Origin of the sequence: Sphaerimonospora mesophila, assembly GCF_001417795.1 — a bacterium.
Lineage (GTDB): Bacteria > Actinomycetota > Actinomycetes > Streptosporangiales > Streptosporangiaceae > Sphaerimonospora > Sphaerimonospora mesophila.
Window position 1 is genome coordinate 703,028 of record NZ_BCBX01000030.1, and the last position, 22,145, is coordinate 725,172.

Annotated in this window: 20 protein-coding genes; 12 read left to right on the forward strand and 8 right to left on the reverse strand. The window is 69.5% G+C overall.

The window, feature by feature from the left end; genetic code table 11:
* Positions 1–87: 87 nt before the first annotated feature.
* The 4 genes from AP234_RS03450 to AP234_RS03465 all read left to right on the forward strand — a co-directional run bounded on the left by AP234_RS03450 (position 88) and on the right by AP234_RS03465 (position 5,626).
* Positions 88–354, forward strand: coding sequence for an HGxxPAAW family protein (locus AP234_RS03450; protein ID WP_055477998.1), 267 nt, complete (start codon positions 88–90; stop codon positions 352–354).
* A 108-nt stretch (positions 355–462) separates the two neighbouring features.
* The gene (locus tag AP234_RS03455) at positions 463–1,758 is read left to right on the forward strand and encodes a DNA glycosylase AlkZ-like family protein (RefSeq protein WP_055477999.1); all 1,296 of its coding nucleotides are present in this window, start codon (positions 463–465) and stop codon (positions 1,756–1,758) included.
* Positions 1,759–1,832: 74 nt separating this feature from the next.
* Positions 1,833–3,566, forward strand: coding sequence for an ABC transporter ATP-binding protein (locus AP234_RS03460; protein WP_055478000.1), 1,734 nt, complete (start codon positions 1,833–1,835; stop codon positions 3,564–3,566).
* A gap of 149 nt (positions 3,567–3,715) precedes the next feature.
* Positions 3,716–5,626, forward strand: coding sequence for an ABC transporter ATP-binding protein (locus AP234_RS03465; protein ID WP_431998037.1), 1,911 nt, complete (start codon positions 3,716–3,718; stop codon positions 5,624–5,626).
* Here AP234_RS03465 and AP234_RS03470 read toward each other — a convergent pair.
* Positions 5,619–6,323, reverse strand: coding sequence for a response regulator (locus tag AP234_RS03470; protein ID WP_055478002.1), 705 nt, complete (start codon positions 6,321–6,323; stop codon positions 5,619–5,621). The two genes, AP234_RS03465 and AP234_RS03470, sit on opposite strands and share 8 nt — an antisense overlap.
* Positions 6,324–6,474: 151 nt before the next feature.
* A complete protein-coding gene (locus AP234_RS35875) occupies positions 6,475–6,900 on the reverse strand; it encodes a hypothetical protein (RefSeq protein WP_160330370.1) in 426 nt (141 codons plus the stop codon).
* A 54-nt stretch (positions 6,901–6,954) separates the two neighbouring features.
* Between AP234_RS35875 and AP234_RS03475 the strand changes: the two genes are divergently transcribed.
* Both AP234_RS03475 and AP234_RS03480 read left to right on the forward strand, forming a co-directional pair.
* The gene (locus tag AP234_RS03475; RefSeq protein ID WP_083501722.1) at positions 6,955–8,595 is read left to right on the forward strand and encodes an alpha/beta hydrolase; all 1,641 of its coding nucleotides are present in this window, start codon (positions 6,955–6,957) and stop codon (positions 8,593–8,595) included.
* The gene (locus AP234_RS03480) at positions 8,592–9,065 is read left to right on the forward strand and encodes a hypothetical protein (RefSeq protein ID WP_152990208.1); all 474 of its coding nucleotides are present in this window, start codon (positions 8,592–8,594) and stop codon (positions 9,063–9,065) included. The genes AP234_RS03475 and AP234_RS03480 overlap by 4 nt, the downstream gene beginning before the upstream one ends.
* Positions 9,066–9,164: 99 nt before the next feature.
* Here AP234_RS03480 and hpf read toward each other — a convergent pair whose 3' ends face one another.
* Together hpf and AP234_RS03490 are read right to left on the reverse strand one after the other, a co-directional pair.
* Complete coding sequence (hpf, locus tag AP234_RS03485; RefSeq protein ID WP_055478005.1) at positions 9,165–9,842, reverse strand: ribosome hibernation-promoting factor, HPF/YfiA family; 678 nt, start codon at positions 9,840–9,842, stop codon at positions 9,165–9,167.
* A 584-nt stretch (positions 9,843–10,426) separates the two neighbouring features.
* The gene (locus tag AP234_RS03490) at positions 10,427–11,257 is read right to left on the reverse strand and encodes an ArsR/SmtB family transcription factor (protein WP_055478006.1); all 831 of its coding nucleotides are present in this window, start codon (positions 11,255–11,257) and stop codon (positions 10,427–10,429) included.
* Positions 11,258–11,400: 143 nt separating this feature from the next.
* On the opposite strand from AP234_RS03490, the gene AP234_RS03495 reads away from it, so the two are divergent.
* Both AP234_RS03495 and AP234_RS03500 read left to right on the forward strand, forming a co-directional pair.
* Positions 11,401–11,763 carry an ArsR/SmtB family transcription factor gene (locus tag AP234_RS03495; protein WP_055478007.1) on the forward strand — a complete coding sequence of 121 codons (363 nt, stop codon included), beginning with the start codon at positions 11,401–11,403 and terminating at the stop codon, positions 11,761–11,763.
* Complete coding sequence (locus tag AP234_RS03500; protein WP_055478008.1) at positions 11,760–12,248, forward strand: SRPBCC family protein; 489 nt, start codon at positions 11,760–11,762, stop codon at positions 12,246–12,248. Before AP234_RS03495 ends, AP234_RS03500 begins: the two co-directional genes overlap by 4 nt.
* Positions 12,249–12,257: 9 nt before the next feature.
* Here the strand turns inward: AP234_RS03500 and AP234_RS03505 are convergent, their stop codons facing one another.
* Genes AP234_RS03505 through mtrA form a run of 4 tightly spaced genes read right to left on the reverse strand, consistent with a single transcriptional unit; the run spans position 12,258 to position 17,344 of the window.
* A complete protein-coding gene (locus AP234_RS03505; protein WP_055478009.1) occupies positions 12,258–13,010 on the reverse strand; it encodes a phosphoribosyltransferase family protein in 753 nt (250 codons plus the stop codon).
* 55 nt (positions 13,011–13,065) lie between these two features.
* Positions 13,066–14,919 carry an LpqB family beta-propeller domain-containing protein gene (locus AP234_RS03510; protein WP_083501723.1) on the reverse strand — a complete coding sequence of 618 codons (1,854 nt, stop codon included), beginning with the start codon at positions 14,917–14,919 and terminating at the stop codon, positions 13,066–13,068.
* Complete coding sequence (gene mtrB, locus AP234_RS03515) at positions 14,909–16,651, reverse strand: MtrAB system histidine kinase MtrB (RefSeq protein WP_055478011.1); 1,743 nt, start codon at positions 16,649–16,651, stop codon at positions 14,909–14,911. The genes AP234_RS03510 and mtrB overlap by 11 nt, the downstream gene beginning before the upstream one ends.
* A gap of 15 nt (positions 16,652–16,666) precedes the next feature.
* On the reverse strand, positions 16,667–17,344 hold the full coding sequence (gene mtrA, locus AP234_RS03520; RefSeq protein WP_055478012.1) for an MtrAB system response regulator MtrA: 678 nt from the start codon (positions 17,342–17,344) through the stop codon (positions 16,667–16,669).
* 362 nt (positions 17,345–17,706) lie between these two features.
* On the opposite strand from mtrA, the gene AP234_RS03525 reads away from it, so the two are divergent.
* From AP234_RS03525 to AP234_RS03540, 4 genes are read left to right on the forward strand one after another with little or no spacing between them, the layout of a single operon-like run.
* Complete coding sequence (locus AP234_RS03525) at positions 17,707–19,116, forward strand: glycerophosphoryl diester phosphodiesterase membrane domain-containing protein (protein ID WP_055478013.1); 1,410 nt, start codon at positions 17,707–17,709, stop codon at positions 19,114–19,116.
* A complete protein-coding gene (locus AP234_RS03530) occupies positions 19,113–19,775 on the forward strand; it encodes a DUF4129 domain-containing protein (protein ID WP_055478014.1) in 663 nt (220 codons plus the stop codon). Before AP234_RS03525 ends, AP234_RS03530 begins: the two co-directional genes overlap by 4 nt.
* A complete protein-coding gene (locus tag AP234_RS03535; RefSeq protein WP_235557934.1) occupies positions 19,772–21,022 on the forward strand; it encodes a DUF4350 domain-containing protein in 1,251 nt (416 codons plus the stop codon). The genes AP234_RS03530 and AP234_RS03535 overlap by 4 nt, the downstream gene beginning before the upstream one ends.
* A complete protein-coding gene (locus AP234_RS03540) occupies positions 21,019–22,092 on the forward strand; it encodes an AAA family ATPase (protein ID WP_152990209.1) in 1,074 nt (357 codons plus the stop codon). Before AP234_RS03535 ends, AP234_RS03540 begins: the two co-directional genes overlap by 4 nt.
* The last annotated feature ends 53 nt before the right edge of the window (positions 22,093–22,145 follow it).

Below are 22,145 nucleotides of genomic sequence, written 5' to 3' on the forward strand. Positions count from 1 at the left end.
CGCATTCGCATGAGTTACAACGAGGAAAACCCCCGAAGGGTTCCCCCGGTGTGCCGACCAAGGCTCTCATCAGGTAGAAAACGGGGTATGGCACAGAGCGGACACCAAGGCAGCCACGCGGGAAGCCCCAAATCGTGGTTCGCCGTCACGACGATCCTCATCGGCTTCCTCCTGGGCGGGATCGCCCTCACCATCGGCCCCAACTGGGTGCTCGTCTGGGTCGGCGCCGGGATCTGCGCGGTCGGCGGCCTCATCGCCCTCGCCGTCGACATCTTCTCGGACGTGATCGTAGACGCCCCCAGGGAGATCGAGGCGCAGGAGCATCACTCCCCGTTCGAGCATCACCACGCCTGAGCCGCCGTACGCTCCGGGCCCGGCCGGTACGGCCAGGCCCACCGTGCCGTGTTCGGCGGCGAACCGCCGAAAGCATTTTGTCGGTCGCGCCGTTTAGCATCTCCAGGCGTGACCGATCTGACCCCGGACGAGGCCCGCAGGATCATTCTGCGGGCTCAGGGCTTCCTCGGCGCGAGCGCGCGCGACGGCGGCGTGTCCGCCATGCTGCGGCGCGTGGGGGCCGTCCAACTCGACACCATCTCGGTGCTGGCACGCTCGCACGAGCTCGTCGCGTACGCCCGGCTCGGCCCGGTCGGCCGGGCGGAGGTGGAGCGCGCCTACTGGCACAGCGCGCCGCCACTTCCGCCCCGTGCCTTCGAATACTGGTGTCACGCCGCCTGCATCCTCCCCATCGAACAGTGGCCCCTGTACGGCTTCCGCCGCCGGGCCTACCGTGAGCGGCGGTTCCGCTGGCACGAAGTGCCGCCGACCGTCGACAAGGTCCTGGAGCTCGTGCGCTCGGAGGGACCGGTCACCACCGCCGACATCGGCGGAGCACGTGTTGACCGGCGCGCCTCCGGCACGACGCAGGCGGGCGAGTGGTGGGACTGGTCCGACTCCAAAATCGCGATCGAGTTCCTGCTCGACGTCGGCGAGGTCGTCTGCACCCGGCGGGTCGGCTGGCGCCGCGTCTACGACCTGGCCGAGCGCGTGATCCCCGCCGATCTGCTGGGTGAGGATCCCACCGACGCGGAGTGCGTCGCCGGGCTCACCGCGATCGCCGGCCGCTCCCTGGGCGTGGCGACCCGGGCCGACCTGGTCGACTTCACCCGGGTGAAGGGGAGGTACGCCGACCTGCTCGACGACGCCCTGCTGAGCGGCGCGGCCGGCCTCGTGCCGGTACGGGTCGGTGGCTGGCCGCCCGCCCGACGCGGTTCCGGAGCCGGGGCGCGGGCGGGCGGCGACGGTGCCGGCGCCCCCAACGCCTGGGCGGATCCGGCCGCCCTGGAGACGGAGCCGCGCGGACGCCACCGGACCACGCCGCTGTCTCCGTTCGATTCGCTGATCTGGGATCGGCCGCGTACCGAGCGGATCTTCGGGCTGAGCCACCGTCTGGAGGCGTACGTGCCCAGGGACAAACGGATCCACGGCTACTTCGCGATGCCGGTGCTGGTCGGCGGCCGGATCATCGGCCGCGTGGATCCGGCCCGGGAGGGCCGCACGCTCGTCGCCCGCCAGGTCGGCTTCGAGCCCGGCGTCAGCCGTACCGCGGCCGGTCGCAGGGCGGCCGTCACGGGCATGCGGGACGCACTGCTGGAGGCCGCGAGCTGGGTGGACTGCACGGACGTCAGGATCGAGCGAATCACCTCGCCGGAGCTCGAGGGACCGCTGCGGGCCGCGCTCAACGGCAAAAATCGCGCGTGAGTAATCAATTGATCATATAGCGTTTTTGGCGTGATTCGGATCTCCTGCCGAGTGGCCTCAGCCGGGGTGCACCCGTGCTGAGCCGCCTGCTCCGCACCCACCTGCGGCCGTACTCGTCGGCGCTGACCGCCGTGGTGCTGTTCCAGCTGATCGGCACCATCGCCTCGCTGTACCTGCCCAGCCTGAACGCCGACATCATCGACAAGGGCGTGGCCACCGGCGACACCGGCTACATCCTGACCACCGGCGGCTGGATGCTGACCGTGTCCCTCGTGCAGATCGCCTGCTCGATCGCGGCGGTCTACCACGGCGCGAAGGTGGCGGCCGGGTTCGGGCGGGACGTCCGGTCCGCGGTCTTCCACCGGGTGAGCGAGTTCTCGACCCGGGAGGTCGCCCACTTCGGCGCGCCCTCGCTGATCACCCGCAACACCAACGACGTGCAGCAGGTCCAGATGCTCGTGGTGATGACCTGCACGATGTTGGTCGCCGCGCCGATCATGGGCATCGGCGGCATCATCATGGCGCTGCGCCAGGACGTCGGACTGTCCTGGCTCATGCTGGTCTGCGTCCCGGTGCTGCTGCTCTCGATCGGCCTGCTCGTCTCCCGGATGGTTCCGCAGTTCCGGGCCATGCAGGTCCGCATCGACGCGGTCAACCGGGTGCTGCGCGAGCAACTCTCGGGCATCCGCGTGGTGCGGGCCTTCGTCCGGGAACGTGAGGAGACCCGCCGGTTCGCCGAGGCGAACGACGAGCTGACCGATACCGCGCTGCGCGTCGGGCGGCTGACCGCGCTCATCTTCCCCACCGTGATGTTGATCCTCAACGCCTCCAGCGTCGCCGTGCTGTGGTTCGGGGCCGCCCGGGTGGACAGCGGTGAGATGCAGGTCGGCTCCCTCACCGCGTTCCTCATGTATCTGCTGCAGATCCTCATGTCGATGATGATGGCCACCTTCATCTCGATCATGATCCCTCGTGCCGCCGTCTGCGCCGAGCGCATCGGCGAGGTGCTCGACACCGAGTCGTCGGTCCGGCCGCCCGAGCGACCCGTACGACAGGTGGACCGCCGGGCCGAACTGGAGCTGCGCGACGTCGAGTTCCGCTATCCGGGGGCGGCGGCGCCCGTGTTGTCCGGGATCTCCTTCCGCGCCGTCGCTGGGCAGACCACCGCCGTCGTGGGCAGCACCGGGTCGGGCAAGACGACGCTGGTCTCCCTGGTGCCCAGGCTGTTCGACGCCACCTCGGGCGCCGTACTGATCGACGGTGCCGACGTGCGCGACCTCGATCCCAAGATGCTCTGGGGGCGGATCGGCCTGGTGCCGCAGAAGCCGTACCTGTTCACCGGAACCGTCGCGAGCAACCTGCGGTACGGCAACCCGGACGCCACCGACGAGGAGCTGTGGGAGGCACTGGAGGTCGCCCAGGCCCGCGACTTCGTCGAGGCGATGCCCGAGGGTCTGCAGGCGCCGATCACACAGGGCGGCACGAACGTGTCCGGCGGTCAGCGGCAGCGGCTCTCGATCGCCCGGGCGCTGGTCGCCAAGCCTGAGATCTACCTGTTCGACGACTCGTTCTCCGCACTCGACCTGACCACGGACGCCCGGTTGCGCGCCGCGCTGCGTCCGTACACCTCCGAGGCCACCGTGATCATCGTCGCCCAGCGGGTCTCCACGATCGTCGACGCCGATCAGATCATCGTCCTGGACGACGGCCTCGTCGCCGGCATCGGCACCCATGAGGAACTTCTCGGCTCCTGCCCGACCTACGTCGAGATCGTCGAATCCCAGCTGACCGCGGAGAGTGCGGCATGAGCGACCGATCCCCGGCATCCCCTGTGTCCTCGGCCTCCCCGGCATCCACGACCTCCCCGGCACCCGCACCCGCTGAGCGACCGCGCCCGGTCAGGGGTGGCCCCGGAGGGGGTTTCGGGGGGTTCGGCGGGATGCCGACGGAGAAGTCCATGGACTTCTGGCCCTCCACCCGGCGGATCCTCCGGCGGCTGAGCCCCGAGCGCCCGAGGGTCCTGGCGGTGATCGGCCTCGCCGTGATCAGCGTGGTGTTCTCCGTCATCGGACCGAAGATCCTCGGCCTCGCGACGGACGTGATCTTCAGCGGGGTGATCGGTGGTCAACTGCCCGCCGGAACCACCAAGGAGCAGGCGGTCCAGGCCGCCCGTGCCGCGGGCCACGACAACTTCGCCGACATGATCGCGGCGATGGACATCGTCCCGGGGCAGGGCATCGACTTCGGCGCGCTGGCCACCGCACTCACCTGGGCCCTCGGCCTCTACCTCGCCGCATCGGCCTTGATGTGGCTGCAGGGCTACCTGCTCAACGACGTGACCCAGCGCACCGTCTTCCGGCTGCGAGCCGACGTCGAGGACAAGATCAACCGGCTCCCGCTGCAGTTCTTCGACGGACAACCGCGCGGCGAACTGCTCAGCCGGGTCACCAACGACATCGACAACGTGTCCCAGACCCTGCAGCAGACGTTGAGCCAGCTGCTGAGCTCACTGCTCACCGTGATCGGCGTGCTGGCGATGATGTTCGTCATCTCTCCGCTGCTCGCGGTGATCGCATTGGTGACGATCCCGATCACGATGATCATCACCGGGCAGATCGCCAAGCGCTCGCAGAAGCAGTTCGTCGCGCAGTGGGCCCACACGGGCACGCTGAACGCTCACATCGAGGAGGCGTTCACCGGTCATGAGCTGGTGAAGGTCTTCGGGCGCGGGCCCGAGGTCGAGCAGGTCTTCCGGGAGCGGAACGAGGCGCTGTACAAGGCGAGCTTCGGCGCCCAGTTCATCTCCGGGATCATCATGCCGATGATGATGTTCGTCGGGAACCTCAACTACGTGGCCATCGCCGTCGTCGGCGCCGTACGCGTCGCCACCGGTTCGATGAGCCTGGGTGACGTCCAGGCGTTCATCCAGTACTCCCGGCAGTTCACCCAGCCGCTGACGCAGGTCGCCTCGATGGCCAACCTGCTGCAGTCGGGCGTGGCGTCCGCCGAGCGGGTCTTCGAACTGCTCGACGCGACGGAGCAGTGGCCGGACCCGGCGGATCCGGCGCTGCCCGCCACCCGGCGGGGACGCGTCGAGTTCGAGCACGTGTCCTTCCGGTACGACCCCGAGCAGCCCCTCATCGAGGACCTGTCGCTCGTGGCCGAACCCGGGCACACGATCGCGATCGTCGGCCCGACCGGCGCGGGGAAGACCACGCTGGTCAACCTGATCATGCGCTTCTACGAGCTGGACGCGGGCCGCATCACCCTCGACGGCGTCGACATCACCGCGATGCGCCGTGAGGACCTGCGGTCGCAGATCGGCATGGTCCTGCAGGACACCTGGCTGTTCGGCGGCACGATCCGCGACAACATCGCGTACGGCAACCCCCGGGCCACCGAAGCGGAGATCTACACCGCCGCGCGGGCCGCCCACGTCGACCGGTTCGTCCGTACGCTGCCCGACGGGTACGACACCGTGATCGACGAGGAGGGCGGCAACATCAGCGCGGGCGAGAAGCAGCTGATCACCATAGCCCGCGCCTTCCTCGCCAACCCGTCCCTGCTCATCCTGGACGAGGCCACCAGCTCGGTGGACACCCGGACCGAGGTCCTGGTGCAGCACGCGATGGCAGCGCTGCGTACGGACCGCACCAGCTTCGTCATCGCCCACCGGCTGTCCACCATCCGGGACGCCGACCTCATCCTGGTCATGGAGGCCGGCAGCATCGTCGAGCACGGCACCCACGACGAACTGCTCACCGCCCGGGGCGCGTACCACCGGCTGTACTCCGCTCAATTCAGCGGGGCCCTGGTCCCTGACGACGACGAGGCGACCGGTGAGGTGAGCGTTTCCGGCTCTAGGTGATCTCGAGCAGCCGCTCGCGCACGGCGTAGACCACGGCCTCCATCCGGGAATGGAGCTGCAGCTTCTCCAGGATGTTGCGCACGTGGTTCTTGACCGTGTTCTCGGAGATGAACAGCTCCTTGGCGATCTCCCGGTTGTTCATGCCCTTCGCGACGAGGCGGAGCACCTCCATCTCGCGATCGGTCAGCTTCGGCACCGGGAGCTGCGGCGGCCGCTCGGCCTCCTTGCGGCTCATGTTGGCGAACTCGGAGATCAGCTTCGCCGCCATCGCGGGGTTGATGAGCGACTGTCCCTCGTGCACGCCGCGCACCGCGTCGGGCACCTCGTCGAGCTGGACGTCCTTGAGCAGATATCCGGTGGCGCCCGCCTTGATCGCCTCGAAGAGGTCCTCCTCTTCGTCGCTGACCGTCAGCATGATCACCCGGGTGCTCGGCACCGACTCCTTGATGCCCCGGGTCGCCTCGATGCCGTCCTGCCTGGGCATCCGGACATCCATCAAGACCACGTCGGGCAGCAGCCGGTCGGCCAGTTCGACCGCCTCACGGCCGTCGCTCGCCTCGCCGACGACCTCGATGTCCGCCTCCGCGGCCAGCGCCAGCTCAAGGCTGCGGCGGATCAGAGCGTGGTCGTCGACGATAAGCACACGGATCGGCTCGCCGCGACCGGCCACACTGGCAACCTCGTCGGATCGGGTCACGAAACCTCCTCGCGGGGGCCAAGGACGCTAAAACTCTTCCCGCAAACCTTCACGGTCAACGCGCTGACCGTCATCATTACACGGTTCTGGAGGAGATGCGGATCTTCGTCGGCGCGGTATGGCCTCCGCTCGCCCGGGTCGCGGCCCTCGGTCACCTGACGCCGTGCTCGGCGAACACCGCGGAGACGGCGGGACCCATTGGAGTCAGCTGCCGTTGAAGAGTACGAAGCAGCACAATCGGGTCTTCGGCGGGTGCCTGGTTAATCATGGCTCGACCTAGTGGCCCACCAAGCGCCAGCAGCGCATCCCTGCCGATGTCGGGAGTGTTGAAGGCCGCATCTCGGATCAACTTGGCGCGGCCACGCAGGGATTCGGCAACCAAACGGGCATTTCGCGTCATCGTTCCCAGCTCAGACCGCACTCGATCATGGTGTGGGCCTTTCCAACTCATTCGGCCTATCGAATCGCCGACGGGCTTCAGCAACTCGTCGATGGCTTCGGCCAGGTCTTGATGTTCATGGGCCAACCGCACCAAGTCGTCGTATAGCGACATCCCCGTTTCCCATCCGATCGACACCGGCGGTGTAAGAATACTTCCACAACGTGTAAACAACGGCTAGGTTCTTGTGTCGTGGATCCGGAGCGGGTGGTCGACGCGGACGAGCTCGAGCAATTGGCCAAGCTGCTCATTGACAGGCGGCAACTCGCAGAGCAGTACTACGCTCGGGCCTGCCAGCTCATGGGGCAGTCGGGGGCGAACCAGTTGGTGACCGTGCTGAAGTGGGCCACCGACACCGCGGCCGAACTACGCAAACGCGCCGCCATCGCCCGGGCCGCGGAAAAGGGCGGCGACCCCTTCGGCGCGTTGTCCACCTTCGGGCTAACTACGGCAATTGCCATGATTTCCGGTCAGGACAGAACTCGACTGAGGAAAGGCCTCAAATCACTCGTCACCGATAGCGGCAAGGCCGGCCCGGAGCAACGAGCGCAGGCGGTTCGAGAGTTTTTTGGGAAATTGACCGCTGCCGAACGGTCCTGGCTCGCCGTCGATCAACCCGGGCTGGTCGGTCGATTGGACGGCGCTCCCGCGAAAGTCCGCTACGCCGCGAATCGACTCTTGATCGAGCGCGCCCTCGCACACGAGCAGCGAAACCTGATCGAGTTGAAGACGGCAGATTCCAGGAACCCTCAGGTGAAGCTTCTCGAGCAGCGGATGGCCCGCATGGCGGAGTTCCTCCAGCCTCGGATGACCGGCGACGGCCAACTCAAGCCCCGGCAGTTCCTGCTGTTCGATCCCGCCGACGACGGCCGGGTCGCCGAGGTCTTCGGCGACCTGGCCAAGGCCAAGCATGTCGCCGTCATGGTCCCCGGCATCACCAACCGACTCGACAACTACATCGACATTTCGAATGACGCGAAAGAGCTCATCAGGGATCGATGGACGGGCAAGGATCTGGCGAATACGGCTGTGATCACCTGGCTTGGGTACGACACACCCGAGTTCGGTGACTCCGTGCTATCGGCCAAGGCCGAGGCCGGCGCTCCCGCGCTGCACTCGTTCCGGGCCGGGCTGGAGGCGGCCAAGGGGGCGAAGTTCGCGCTGTTGGCGCACAGCTACGGCACTTTGCTGTCGAGCAAGGCACTTCAGCAGGGCACGCCGTTCGACTCGGTGGTCTTCATGGGCAGCCCCGGCCTGGGTCCCAACGTCAAGAGCGCGGCCGACCTCAAGCTCGCGCCCGGCACCCAGGTGTTCGCCATGCGGGCTCCGGGAGACGTGGTCTCCTATACCGAGGCACACGGCAGAGATCCCGCTGAGATGTCCGACATCCAACGGCTGGCCACCGGTGCCTCGTCCGGGCACTCCGAGTATTACAAACCCAGGAACACCGGCCTGATCAATCTGCAGGCCATACTCACCGAGGACCGCTGCGTGCAGACGTTCGTGGGGTCGCCGAGACTGGACGACGAGAAGCTTGGCGCGAGCGGCGTGCGGGTCCTGGTCCGGGAGCTCCAGAGCCGGGTGCCGCAGTGGAAGACAGCCGAGCTCGCCGCGACATTCGACCCGGTCATCAAGGACGGGCTCGATGGGAAGACCGACCCGAAGACCACAATCAACCGGGCCATTCAGGAGCTGAGGAAATCTGATCTCGGTGGTTACCTCTCCGCCGCCGACGTCGCCGAGATCACCGGCAAGGCGCTCGCGGCGGCCGGTGAGCCGCTCGCCGAACGAGCCGTCATGTTCACCGCGACCAGGGGAGCCTATCCGCGATGAGATTCCCCACCGTGCTCAGCGGCGTCGTCATGGCGTTGGCCCTGCTCACACTCATGACTTCCTGCACAAGTGAATCGGAGACGAGGATGACGCCCGAGCAATCCCGTGAGGTCTTCATCACCGAGGCCAAGGCCATCATCGAGGCGGTATTTCCGGGTGCCGCGCCCCTCGTCGTGGTGATGGAACAGGATGTGCCCTGTGGTGGGCCGGTCGGTACCAGCTTCTCCAGCGTGGAGACCAGCATCAATGTTCACAGCAACGCCCCAGATGACAAGCCGGATCCCGATCAGGTCTTCAACCAGGTCGTCGAGGTACTGAAGCAGCGGGGCTGGACGATCAACTACACGCACAACCGCCTAGCGGGGGCCGAACGTAAGGGCGTGGGCGGCATCAGCGCCGGCGTGGGCGACTCACCTGTCGGTATCAACATCTCTGGAGACACCGAGTGCGTGGAGAACCCGGACGCTTGATGGGCGATCAGTGGGCATGAGCCGTACGGCTGACCGGGCCGGAACAGCAGGACAGGCCGGACCTGCTGGATGTGGTCCGGCCTGCGCCCGGGCGGAGCGTCAGCCCTCGACGAGCCTGAGGACTCCGTAGTTGTAGCCGCGCCGCCGATAGACGACGCTGGGCAGGTCTCCCTCTTTGTCGCGGAAGAGGAAGAAGTCGTGGCCCACGAGCTCCATCTCGAGGAGCGCCTGATCGATCGTCATGGGCTCGGCCTTGTGGAACTTCTCGCGGACGACGAGCGGGCCGTCGCCGTCCATCTCTATCGGGACGATCGACTCCCCGTCCTCGCCCCGCTCCTTCTGTGCTGCCGTCTCCGTGGCGGCCGCCACCGGCGCCGGCTCTGGCGACGCCACCTGGGCGGCGGCCTTCTCGACGGCCTCCTCGGGAACACCGACGCTGAGATCGGCGAGCGAGAAGGGCAGGTTCTTGCCGTGATGGGCCTTCCGCCTGTCGTTGAGCCGCCGCAGTCGCTCCTCCAGCTTGGCGAGCGAGATGTCCAGGGCAGCGAACCGATCGTCCGCGGAGGCCTCCGCACGGATCACGGGCCCCCGGGAGTAGACGGTCAGTTCCACCCGCTCCCGGTGACCACTCTGCCGATGGTTGGGCAGCTCGGAAACTTCGACGTCTACGCGGATAAGCTTGTTGTCCAGCCGTTCGATCCTGGCCAGCTTGGCAGTCGCATGATCACGGAACCGGTCACTCAGTCCGGTGTGCCGTCCCTTGACGATGATTTCCACGCAAAGCCCCCCTTCGCACGTCGACTGTTCTATACAGCGCTCGAAGCACCCGTCCGGCCGACCTGGTCTTCGTCCCCACATTCGCCTGCTGAGGGGTTCGCAGCTCACTCGCCACTACTGCCCTTCTCCCCTGACGGGAGGCATCTGGCCTTCCGGGAGGGCAGGACTTACTTCTAAGCCGCACCGTGATCGGTCGACCAAGAGTCGCCTTACGTGGACCGTTTCGCCTGCGGCTGGCATCGGCTAGCCAGGCCGGACCCCTGAACGGAGTCGGCCCGGTGCAACCACGGACCCGAACGGGTGCCATGTCTGCACGCTAGCCGCTGCCGCCGGGAATGTCAGCCACGGGATCCGGCAGACGATCACTTTGCGTTATCCGGGTTTCGGATGGGACCGGTGAAACGTCTGTCCAAAACACTGGAACGGCCGGGGACCTCGCCTCTTCCGGGGCTCCGACCAGGGGAGTCGCGCCGACAGCGGCGCGGACGTGCATCCCCTGGCCGCTCAGGGCTTTGAGTCATATTTACTTTCAGTCATGACTCGGCGACTTACTCCCCCGGCGTGTCGCGTCGCTCCACCGACGGCTAGGACCGCGTGCTCGCCGCCTCCCGCGAGTCCGGCTCATCCGCACCGGCCGGGAGGACATCGCCGGTTTCGAGGAGGGTCTTGAGGTTGGACAGGACATGCGGCCAGCCTCCGCCGATCATCGACAGCACGGTGCTCCCGGGCTCGAAGCCGTCGTGCACCACGGTCAGCTTGACCAACTGCCCGAGATCTTCGATCTCGAAGGTCACCTTCGAGCGGCGCTCTCCCGCCAGCTCGGCGGTCGTCTCAGCATCGAGACCGACGGCCTCGCCGAACTCCCGGGTGAACGTGTGCCAGGTGTACGACAGCCGACGGTAGGGGTCGGACTCGAGGACGACCTGGTCGGGATCGGTGATCTTCACATCGGCGTGTTCCCATGTCACCGCGGATCCCACCTGCCAATCCGATGTGAGCGCCGTCCCCCAGTATCGGCGGGTGAAGGACGGCTCGGTCAGCGCCTCCCAGAGCCGCTCCGGCGTGGTGTTGATGTAGGTGGTGTAGACGAACTCGGGCTTGTGCATCCGGCTGTCCTCCAGTGCTCTCTTCAGGTCCGACAGGGCGTGGACCCGGTGTTGGTCGTATCGGCTGATCCATCGTTCGGCGATGGCGTTGATCGGGGCGGCGTTGAGGTAGTGCAACTTCTCCCGGCCCCGCCGGACCGTGGTCACCAGGTCGGCCGACTCCAAGATCGCCAGATGCTTGCTGACCGACTGCCTGGCCATGTCCAGGCCCGAGCACAGCTCCCGCAGGGTCTGCCCGTTCCGTGCGTTCAAGCTGTCCAGCAATCGACGGCGACTGGGGTCCGCCAGCGCCTTGAACACCTCGTCCATGCCCTCGACTCTCGCCACTCCGAATGTGCAGCCGTTTGGCTACTCAAAAATATGCAGCCAAACGGCTGCATGTCAATCACCGCAAGACCGCCCAGACGAGACCCCGTTGACAAGGAGAGTCGGTAAGTACAGACTTACGGTTCGTGGGAACTAACGGAGCTGACGCGCTCTCCGCACTGGCCGACCCGACACGGCGTGCCATCTTCGAGTGCCTCGCTCGCGGTCCCAAGGCAGTGGGCCTGCTCGCCGAGCAACTGCCGGTCAGCAGGCCGGCGGTGTCCCAGCACCTACGCGTGCTGAAGGACGCGGGTCTCGTCACCGATCAGGCGGACGGGACGCGACGCGTCTACCGCATCGATCGGCGGGGCGTCGACGCCATCCACGCCTATCTGGACCAGATGTGGGGCCGGGCACTGCGGAGTTTCCAGGAGACGGCGGAGCGGTTGGCCGCACAGGAGCAGAACGGCCCGCCGGAAGGCGATCGCCGAGAAGAGGAGCGACCATGAGCGACGACATCATCGAACCGGTACGGCACACGGTGACGGTGCCGCTGCCTGTCGAGCGCGCGTTCAGCGTGTTCACCGACGGCTTCGACAAATGGTGGCCACGCAGTCACAGGATCGGCGCGACGGAGATCGCGGAGGCGGTCCTCGAGCCGCGGGCGGGCGGCCGCTGGTACGAGCGGAGCGCGGACGGCAGCGAGTGCGACTGGGGGCGTGTCCTGGTCTTCGAGCCGCCGCACCGGCTGGTCGTGACGTGGCATATCAACGGACAGTGGCAGTACGACCCCGACCCCGGCCACGCCAGCGAGGTGGAGGTGCGGTTCACCGAGGACGCCGGACACACCCGGGTCGACCTTGAGCATCGGCACATCGAACGGCACGGCGGCAGCGCCGTGCAGCTGTCGGAGGCGGTCGCGTCCCAGAACGGATGGTCCGTCATCCTGGGGGGCTACGCGAAGATCGCGGCCGACACGCCGTCCCGGTCGTGACGCGTCTCCTCATGCCGCCGAACGCCTCCGGACACGGCCGTTCCGCCCCGGCGGCCGGGTTCCGGTTCTCCTGGGGGTGGCGGCGACCGTGACCGCCAACGGCACCTCGGCCCCCGCCAGCCGGAGCGCCCGTGCCGCCTCCGCCAGCGTCGATCCGGTGGTGACGATGTCGTCGACCAGGACGACCACGGCTCCCCGGCGCTGAAGCGCCGCGAGAAGCCCCGTACGGCCCGGCACCACCTCGAACGCCTCCGACAGGTTCGCGGCGCGCCGCGCCGAGCTGAGCCCCGCCTGATCGGCCACCCGTCTCGACTGCCGGAGCATCGGCACCGACACGACCGGCTGGCCCAGCGGGCGCAGCTCCGCCGCGGCGGCCTCGGTGACGGCCCGGACGGGATCGTGCCCCCGCTTCCGCGACGCGGCACGGGCACTCGGCACCGGGACCAGCGCCAGCGGTCGCCGGTCGACCGGCTCCATGCGGGCCTCCAGCGCCGCGGTCACCACCCGGGCGAGGCCGGCGGCCAGAACCGGGGTGACGACCGTACGGCCGCGTTCCTTGAGTGCGAGAAGCATGCGGCGGGCCGCGCCGTCGTAGGTGGTCGCCGACCAGCATTCCGGCAGACCGGCGGGCGGCGGGTCCGGCGGGCGGGCGGCCGGATTCCGCAGCAGTTCCGCCGTACAGGCGTGGCACGCCGCTGATCCCGGTTTGCCACAGCCGGCGCAGCAGGGCGGGAGGACGAGATCGAGAAGGGCCGCGAGCACGCCCCCACCATGCCAGGAGCCACCGACAGGACCACGCTCCCCGAACCTCCCGGCGTCAGCCGAGGGGGTAGACGGGGTTGGTCGCGCCGTCCTTGGCGAGCATGGTCCACTCCCGTTTGTCACCGCTGTAGGTGCGCACCTCGCCGTGGCCCGGGCCCGGCTCGCCCTTGTCCGTGTCCGTTCCGGCGAGCACGTGATCGGGGGCACCGGCGATGGAGTCGAGCTCGGTCTGGGCGTCGAGCTTGATCGCCCGAGCCGCGACCGGAATGCCCTCCATGACCGACCAGGTGGCGAGTTCCTGGCCGCCCTTGCCCTTGGAGAGCACGAGCAGGTCGGCGGCGTCCTGCCAGGCGATCGCCTTGATCTCCTGACGGTCCTGGGCCTCGACCAGCGTGCGTACGTTGCCGATCCTGATCTGCCGGCCGACCCGGAAGACCGTGCCGATCTTCACGGTGGTGCCGAGGCCCTCGTCCATGATCACCGCCACCCTGGCGCCGTCACGCGACACCCGGAGCGCGCTCAGGCGGCCATTCGCCAACTCGGGCGGGATGCTCACCCGGCGGGCCTCCCCCTGGGTCGCCTGCCACACCCGGGTCTTGCCCGGTTCGCTGATCTCGGCGGCCCACACCGATCCGTAGCGGTCCCACGAGGGACCGGTGAGGTCCTTGCCCGCGATCCACCGTTGCCACTTGCCACCCGGGGTCGTACCCGTCACGTAGACCCCGTCGTCGTTGACCAGCGCGGCGATCCTGGGCTGATAGTCCCCGGAGACGGCAGGGGCCCGGAACTCGACGTCCCGCTCGCCCGCCGCTCCCGGGAGCGGGTCGCCGCCGCCCTTGTCCTTCACCCGGTGCAGCCTGCCGTCCTGCATGAAGTACGCCTGGGCCTGGGGCGTCACCACATCGGGGTCGAACTGGGCATAGTCCGACAGCTTGAAGCGGAGGCCCATCCCGCGGAAGAGCTCACCGTTGACGCGGATCTCGACGGTGAAGCCGGTCACCAGGTCCCTCAGGCTCCACACGAGCTGGGCCTTCATCATGTCGATCTGGTCGTCGGAGACCGACTCCACGGCCGAGGTGAAGTCGACGACGAGCGTGTCGCCGCCCTCGACCGTGATGCGGTTGAGTTCCGTGCCGCTGGGGAAGGCGCTGACGACCGCGCCCTGGATCGACTGGGTGGGGCCGGCGAGCAACCGGCGTACCCGGGTCTCGGGCAGCCCCCTGCCGGGAATGATCGGCACCCAGACCCGGTCGACGACGAGGCCGTTGACCGGGGTCGCCGGGGCGAAGCACAGGTCAACGGGGCGGTAGGCCCGCTGAAGGTCGGCCGAGGACAGGAGTCGTCCCTCGGGAAGCTGAGCGATCCGCCACTGGCCGTCGTCCTCCTTGACCAGCCGGAACGTCTCGTCCACCGCGCCGGTCGCCGGCGTGTAGCCGCCTCCCGGTCCGATGGTGGCGACGGCCGTCCCCTTGAGCGTGACCGTGGCTTCCTTGGCGTCTTTGAGTGAACGGATCGGGCTCGAGATCTTGCCCTCTTCGTAGATCCTCGTCTGCTTCGCGGGGTTCCACTTCCGGGAGGCGTCGTCGGTCAGGTACCGCTTGGCCATGGTCAGGCGGGAGTCGTCGAAGCTTGCCGTGGCCGCCTGGAACCCCTTGACGATGTCCTCCGGCGAGGCGTCCTTCCTCGGCGGCTCTGCGATCATGCGAACGTACTGCTGGCTGAGCGTGTCCCTGGCCCTGTCCTCGGCCACGACCCGCGGGCTGCCGCTCGTCGGCACGGTGGTGCAGCCGGCGCCCGAGGCGAGCAGGGCGAACGCGACGGCCGTCACCGCGGCGCGCCGGCACTCGCGTCCGGCGGGCTCCCTGGCGAGGTGGGCGCCTCCCGTCCCGGTTGATCTTCTAGGCGACATCGAAACCGCCCGCGTCCGCGGTCTCCCGTACGCCGACGCCGACCTCGGAGATCGCCCCGACCGCCGGGGACAGGACCGGGGTGCCGTGTCCCCGCCACGAGCGACGCATCTCCACCTCGGGCGGCACCAGCGGCAGCGGCGATCCCCTGAGCGGAGCCCCGGCCACCCTGGGCAGCGACAGGCGGAACTGGCTGCCCTCCCCCGGCGATCCCCAGGCCTGCAGCCAGCCGCCGTGCAGCACGGCGTCCTCCCGGGAGATGGCCAGTCCCAGCCCGGTGCCGCCGATGGTCCTGGCCCGTGACGGATCGGCCCGCCAGAACCGGTCGAAGACCATCGTCTCCTCACCCGGCTTGAGCCCCACTCCGTGGTCCCGTACGGCGACGGCCACCGCGTCGCGGTCGGCGCCGAGGGTGACCACGATCTCCCTGCCCTCGCCGTGCTCGATGGCGTTGAAGAGCAGGTTGCGCAGGATGCGTTCGACCCTGCGGCTGTCGACCTCGGCCACGCAGGGTTCACTGGGCAGACGCAGCTCGAACCGGGTGGCCTGCCGTTCGGCCAGCGCCTCCGAGTCACCGACCGCGCGCAGGACGACGTCGCGCATGTCGGCGGGCTCGAGATCGAGCGTGGCCGCGCCCGCGTCGTGGCGGCTGATCTCCAGCAGGTCGGCGAGCATCGACTCGAACCGCTCGAGCTGGTTCTGCATGAGCTCGGCCGACCGCGCCGCGGCCGGGTCGAAGTCCTCCCGGCTCTCGTACAGCAGGTCGGCGGCCATGCGGACGGTCGTCAGCGGGGTGCGCAGCTCGTGCGAGACGTCGGAGACGAACTGCCGCTGGACCTGGGACAGCTCCTCGAGCTGGTGGATCTTCAGGGCGAGGTTGGAGGCCATCTCGTTGAAGGAGGCGGCCAGCCGGGCCAGGTCGTCCTCTCCGCGCACCTTGAGCCGCTCCTCCAGCCGCCCTGCGGCGAGCCGCTCCGCCGCCTGCCGCGCGAGCCGTACGGGGGTGACGACCTGGCGGGTGACCAGGGAGGCGATCCCGGCGAGCAGCAGCACCAGCACCACGCCCGCGAGGATCAGCATGCGCTGCACGGCGAGCAGCGTGGTGTCCACCTCGCCCAGCGGGAACAGGTGGTAGATCTCGTAGGTCCCGTTGATCCTGGCGCCGATGACGATGCCGCTCACCGGCTGCTTGTCTCCCACATAGCGGAGCTTGGCGGGCTGCTCGACGAGCGCGTCGCTGCGCAGCACCTTCGCACGCAGCGCTTCCGGCACGCTCGCCGGGTCGATGCCACCGGTGGCCCGGCGCTGGCCCACCTTGCTCTCGTTGAAGGTGACGATGTCGTAGCGCCCGCCGGAGCGGTCGACCAGTGCCTGGGCCGCCTTCCCGACCGGGTCGCCGGCCTCACCCTCCGTGCCGTCCGGCAGGGCGTCGGTCATGTCGGGCGGCGGCGGGACGAGATAGCCGCTGGCCGTCGCGATGTTGGCCTGCGTCTCCTCCCTGGCCGATTGCAGGGCCCCCTGGAGCACCGACGCCGTGATCGACTGCATGAGGAACACGCCCAGCACCACCACGACGGCCATCGACAGCACGAGCGTGCTCGTGACCACACGGAACTGCAGTGAGCCCCGCCAGCTCCGCCGCAGCCTGCCCGCCGCGCGGCGGGCGCGCCTGCGCGCCCCTCGGGCGATCTGGCCCGGGGTCCTGCGGCGGGACCTGGCGGCGGAGGCGGGCATGCCGGAGGTGAGGCGTTACGCCGGGCCGGCCTTGTAGCCCACGCCCCGGACCGTCACCACGATCTCGGGGTGCTCGGGGTCCTTCTCGATCTTCGCGCGGAGCCGCTGGACGTGCACGTTGACGAGCCGGGTGTCGGCGGCGTGGCGATATCCCCAGACCTGCTCGAGCAGCACCTCTCGGGTGAACACCTGGCGCGGCTTGCGCGCCAGCGCCACCAGCAGGTCGAACTCCAGCGGCGTGAGGTTGATCGTCTCCTCGCCCCGCTTCACCGAGTGGCCGGCCACGTCGATGGTGATGTCACCGATCTGCAGGATCTCGGGGGTCGGCTCGTCGGTACGGCGCAGCCGCGCCCGGACGCGCGCCACGAGCTCCTTGGGCTTGAAGGGCTTGATGATGTAGTCGTCGGCGCCCGACTCCAGGCCGAGCACCACGTCTATCGTGTCGCTCTTGGCCGTCAGCATGACGATCGGGACACCGGACTCGGCGCGGATGCGGCGGCACACGTCTATGCCGTCGGCCCCGGGCAGCATCAGGTCCAGAAGGACGAGGTCGGGCCGGGTGTCGCGAAACGCGTCCAGCGCCTTGTCACCATCGGAGACGAACGACGGCTCGAAACCCTCCCCGCGCAATACGATGCCGAGCATCTCGGCGAGAGCGGCGTCGTCGTCGACGACCAGCACGCGTCCTTTCATGGCCCCTCATTCGTTCTACGCTTTGGGAGATTTGAGTGATTATCACAGGTTTCACTGGAAGGTTACCCGTGGGCGCCGCTTGGGGGTAACACCACCATCACAGAGGACGAAGTTTAGGCCCAGGACCGAGGAAGCGCGATTACCTGACCGGATGCGGTCAGGATCTTGAATTCCGCTTGACACTCACCCCGGTGTTCCGGCGGCCGTCCGGGCTCGGGAGCGACGCCCGCGCGGGTCTCGTCCGGGTCTCCCACCGGTCTCGTACGGCTGATCCGATCGCGCGGGACCGGCCACGTCGGCGGCCGCTCCGATCGGCGCCACGCCATCATGCGGCGGGCCGTGCAACATGCCAGGATTGGGACATGACAGACGCCCCCGATCCTACGCCTGACGTACCCCCCGGCTGGTCGGCCGAGCAACCCCCGCCGTACCACGGCGGGGCCGGCGCGTCCTGGGTCTCGCCGGGCGGCCAGGAACGGCCCGGCGCCTCCCTCGACCCCGGAAGCCCCGGTAGCCCCGGTAGTCCCGATGGCCCCGGTGGTCCCGGCGGTCCCGGCCCCCAGGGGCCGCCGCACGGCGCGCCGCCGTACGGCCCGCCCCATGGACACGGACCCGGTCCGTACGGCCCCGGCGGACAGCAGTACGGCGGGCACCAGTACGGGCCGTACGGCTTCCACCCGCCGCCCCAGGCTCCCCGGCCCGGCATCATCCCGCTGCGCCCGCTGGCCCTCGGCGACATCCTCGACGGTTCGATCAAGCTGATCCGGGCCAACCCGAAGGCGACGCTCGGCCTCTCGGCCATCGTGGCCGCGATCACCACGCTCCCGGTCACGGTGGGGCAGGCGATCCTGCTGCAGGACTACGGCACCGCGTTGAGCGGCGAGTCGGAGACGGTGGAAACCCTGCCCTTCGGAGAGGTCGCCCAGCTCATCGGCACGCTGATCTCCCTCGTGATCACGTTCTTCGCCACCACGGTCCTCACCGGCATCCTCACCCGGGTGCTCGGCCGCGCGGTCTTCGGCGGACGCATCACCGCCGGCGAGGCGTGGCGGTTGGCCAGGGCGCGGGTGCCCGCGCTGCTCGGGCTGGTCCTGCTCCAGGGGCTCATCCTGCTCGCCCCGGCGCTGGTCGCGATCATGGCGTTCGTGTCGCTCGCGATGGCGGGCTCACTCGACGATCTGGGCGGCTCCGATGTGGGGGCGCTGCTCCTCCTCTTCCTGCTGTTCGTCCTGCTCTACGTCCCCTACGTGCTGTTCTTCCAGACGAAGCTCGCCCTGGCCGCCCCATCGGTCGTGCTGGAAGGGCTCGGCGCGACCGACGCCATGCGCCGTTCGTGGCGGCTGGTCAAGGGGGATTCGTGGCGGGTGCTCGGCATCGTGCTGCTGACCGGGCTGATCGTCGGGGTGGTCAGCGGGGTGCTTTCCTTCCCCTTCAGCCTCGCCGGGACCCTGCTGGGGTTCTTCGGCGGAGGCTCGGCGGCATCGGCGATCATCGGGGCCCTGCTGGTGTCCGTCGGCGGCATCCTGACCTCGATGATCACCTATCCGTTCCAGGCGGGGGTCAACGGTCTGCTGTACGCCGACCGGCGGATGCGGGCCGAGGCGTTCGACCTCGTGCTGCGGACCGCCGCCGCCCGTAACCAGGAGCAGGGGTGGGTGCACGCCGGCGTCGACGACCTGTGGCATCCGTCCTACGCCGCGGCGTCGGCCCCCGCCGACCCGGGCGCCGGGGCGCCGCCGTACCAGGACCCGTACCAGGGACCCCGGCCGTGACGCTGTCCTCACGGACAGCCCTGTCTCTGGTCGGGTCGCTGATCGGGCCCCCCGTCGACGTCGGGCGCGACCAGGCCCGGCAGGAGGCGGAGCGGGAGTTGCAGCGGCCGGACTACCGGCATGAGTCTCTGGTCGACTGGCTCTGGCGGAAGTTCACCGAGTTCCTGGGCGATCTGGCCGACTCCGGCACGGGCTCGGCGGGCGGCGTCATATCGCTCATCGTCATCGGCGTGATCCTCGCCGCCCTGGCGGCGCTGCTGCTGTGGGCCCTGCGCCGGATGTCGCGCGTCAGCGGCGCCGGCGCCGGCGGGGTCTTCGACCGGGCTGAGCTGTCCGCCGCCGAGCACAGGACCGCGGCGCAGCGGCACGCCGCCGAAGGGAACTGGCGCGCCGCCATCCAGGAGCGGCTCCGCGCGATCGCCCGCGACCTGGAGGAGCGCGCCATCGTCAGCCCGCTGCCCGGCCGCACCGCCACCGAGCTGGCCGAGACCGCCGGCGCCGCGCTGCCCTCCCACGCCGTCGCGCTGCGGCGGGCGGCGCGTGTCTTCGACGACGTCACGTACGGCGAGGTTCCCGGCACCCAGAAGGCGTATCTCCAGCTCACCACTCTCGACGACAGCCTCAGGAAGGCCCGGGTCTCGCTGGAGGCGGCCACGTGAGCACCCGGACGAGCGACAGCCGCCCCGCGACCGGCGGGCCGACGCCGCCAGAAGCGGAGGAGACGGCCTCTCCCCCGGAGACGGGAACCGCCGTGGTGAAGACCGGGCGGTGGCGCCGGCTGCGCGGGATCGTGCTGGTGGGGATCATCGTGGTGGCTGCGGCGGTGGTGCCGCTGCTGCTGTCGCCGTCCGGTGACACGGGCGGCAGGTACGCCGACCCCGCCGACACGTCCCTGGTGGGCACGCGGGCCCTCGCCGAGGTGCTCGCGGATCATGGCGTCGCGGTCGAACGCGTCGACGACGTCTCGGCCGCGGTCGCCACGGCCGACTCCGACAGCCTGCTCGTCGTCACCGAAGCGAGCGAGGTGAGCGAGGCGGACGCGAGACGGCTCGCCGCCTCCCCGGCCGACCGACTCATCGTGGGGCGGGCGCCGCACCTGGGCATCCTCGCGGCCGGGGTCACGCCCAGGAACCGCGCCACCCGCGCCAGATCGCGTGAGCCGGAATGCGGGCTACGGGCGGCCGTCCTGGCCGGGAGCGCCCATCTGGGCGGCCTGTCGTTCACCGGACCGGCCGGATCCACCGGCTGCTATCCCGCCGAGGGGCGGCCGACCCTGGTCCGGTACGTCCTCGACGGGCGTACGGTCACCGTGGCCGGCGACGGCGGTTTCATGACCAACCTCCGGCTCGCCGAGGACGGCAACGCCGCGCTCGCGCTGAACCTGGCCGGGGCGAAGCGACGGCTGGTCTGGCTCGTCGCCCCGGACCTCGGTGACCGCTCCGACGCCGGGGAGACCGGCGGATCCGATGCCACGGAGGCGCGTTCACTCGGCGACCTCGTCCCGGACGGGGTCGGCTGGGCGGTCCTCCAGCTCGTCATCGCGGTGGCGGTGGCCGCCGTCTGGCGCGGACGCAGGCTCGGCCCGGTCGTGGTCGAGCGCCTTCCCGTGATCGTCCGGGCGTCCGAGACCGTGGAGGGACGCGGCCGGCTCTACCGGGCCAGGCGGGCGCGTGACCGGGCGGCACTCGCGCTGCGTGCCGCCGCCGCCGACCGGATCGTCCCGCGGCTCGGGCTGCCCCCCGCCGCGGCGTCCGACGAGGTCGCCGCTGCGGTGGCCGTACGGACCGGGGAGGATCTGAACCACGTGCGGACCACGTTGTACGGCCCGGCGCCGACCGACGACGCCGGCCTGGTGGCGCTCGCCGAACACCTCGACAGACTCGAAAGGCAGGTTCGAGACTCTTGACCGCAGCCGTGTCACCCGGATCCCCCGGCGCAACGCCCTTCGGTTCCGCTGGAGCAGCGCCTTTCGGATCCGCTGGATCTGAGGGAGTCGCCGGGCCCCCCGCACCGGGAGCGGACCCGCCGGGGGCCGAGGCGGCCCGCGCCGCGCTCGCCGCGCTGCGCGCCGAGGTCGCCAAGGCCGTGGTGGGCCAGGACGCCGTCGTCACCGGCCTGGTCATCGCGCTGCTGTGCCGGGGGCATGTGCTGCTCGAAGGCGTCCCCGGAGTGGCCAAGACCCTGCTGGTCCGCACGCTGGCGTCCGCGCTCGCGCTGGATTTCAAGCGGATCCAGTTCACCCCCGACCTGATGCCCGGTGACGTCACCGGCTCGCTCGTCTACGACGCCAAGACGGCGGAGTTCGAATTCCGCAAGGGGCCGGTCTTCACGAACCTGCTGCTGGCCGACGAGATCAACCGGACTCCGCCGAAGACCCAGGCCGCCCTCCTCGAAGCAATGGAGGAGCGCCAGATCAGCGTGGACGGCGCCGCCCGCGCGCTGCCCGAGCCGTTCATCGTGGCCGCGACGCAGAATCCCATCGAGTACGAGGGCACCTACCAGCTTCCCGAGGCTCAGCTCGACCGGTTCCTGCTCAAGCTCACCGTGCCGCTGCCGCCCAGGGAGCAGGAGATCGCGGTGCTGGAACGGCATGCGCTGGGTTTCGACCCCCGCGACCTCTCCGAGATCAAGCCGGTGGCCACGGCGGCCGACCTCGCGGCCGGCCGCGACGCCGTCAAGCAGGTGCACGTGGCGCCGAAGGTGCTCGGATACGTGGTCGACCTCGCCCGGGCCACCCGCCAGTCTCCGTCGCTGCGCATCGGGGTGTCCCCGCGAGGGGCGACCGCGCTGCTCGCCGCGGCCCGCGCGTGGGGCTGGCTGTCGGGGCGCACCTATGTCACCCCCGACGACGTCAAGGCCCTGGCCCGGCCCGCGCTGCGCCACCGCGTGCAGCTCAGGCCGGAGGCCGAGATCGAGGGCGCCACGCCCGACGGCATCCTGGACGGCATCCTCGCCACCGTCCCCGTCCCCCGCTGACCTCCAGAGAAGAAAAAAGAAACCCCGTGATCTTGCAGTTGCTCGCAAAGAAC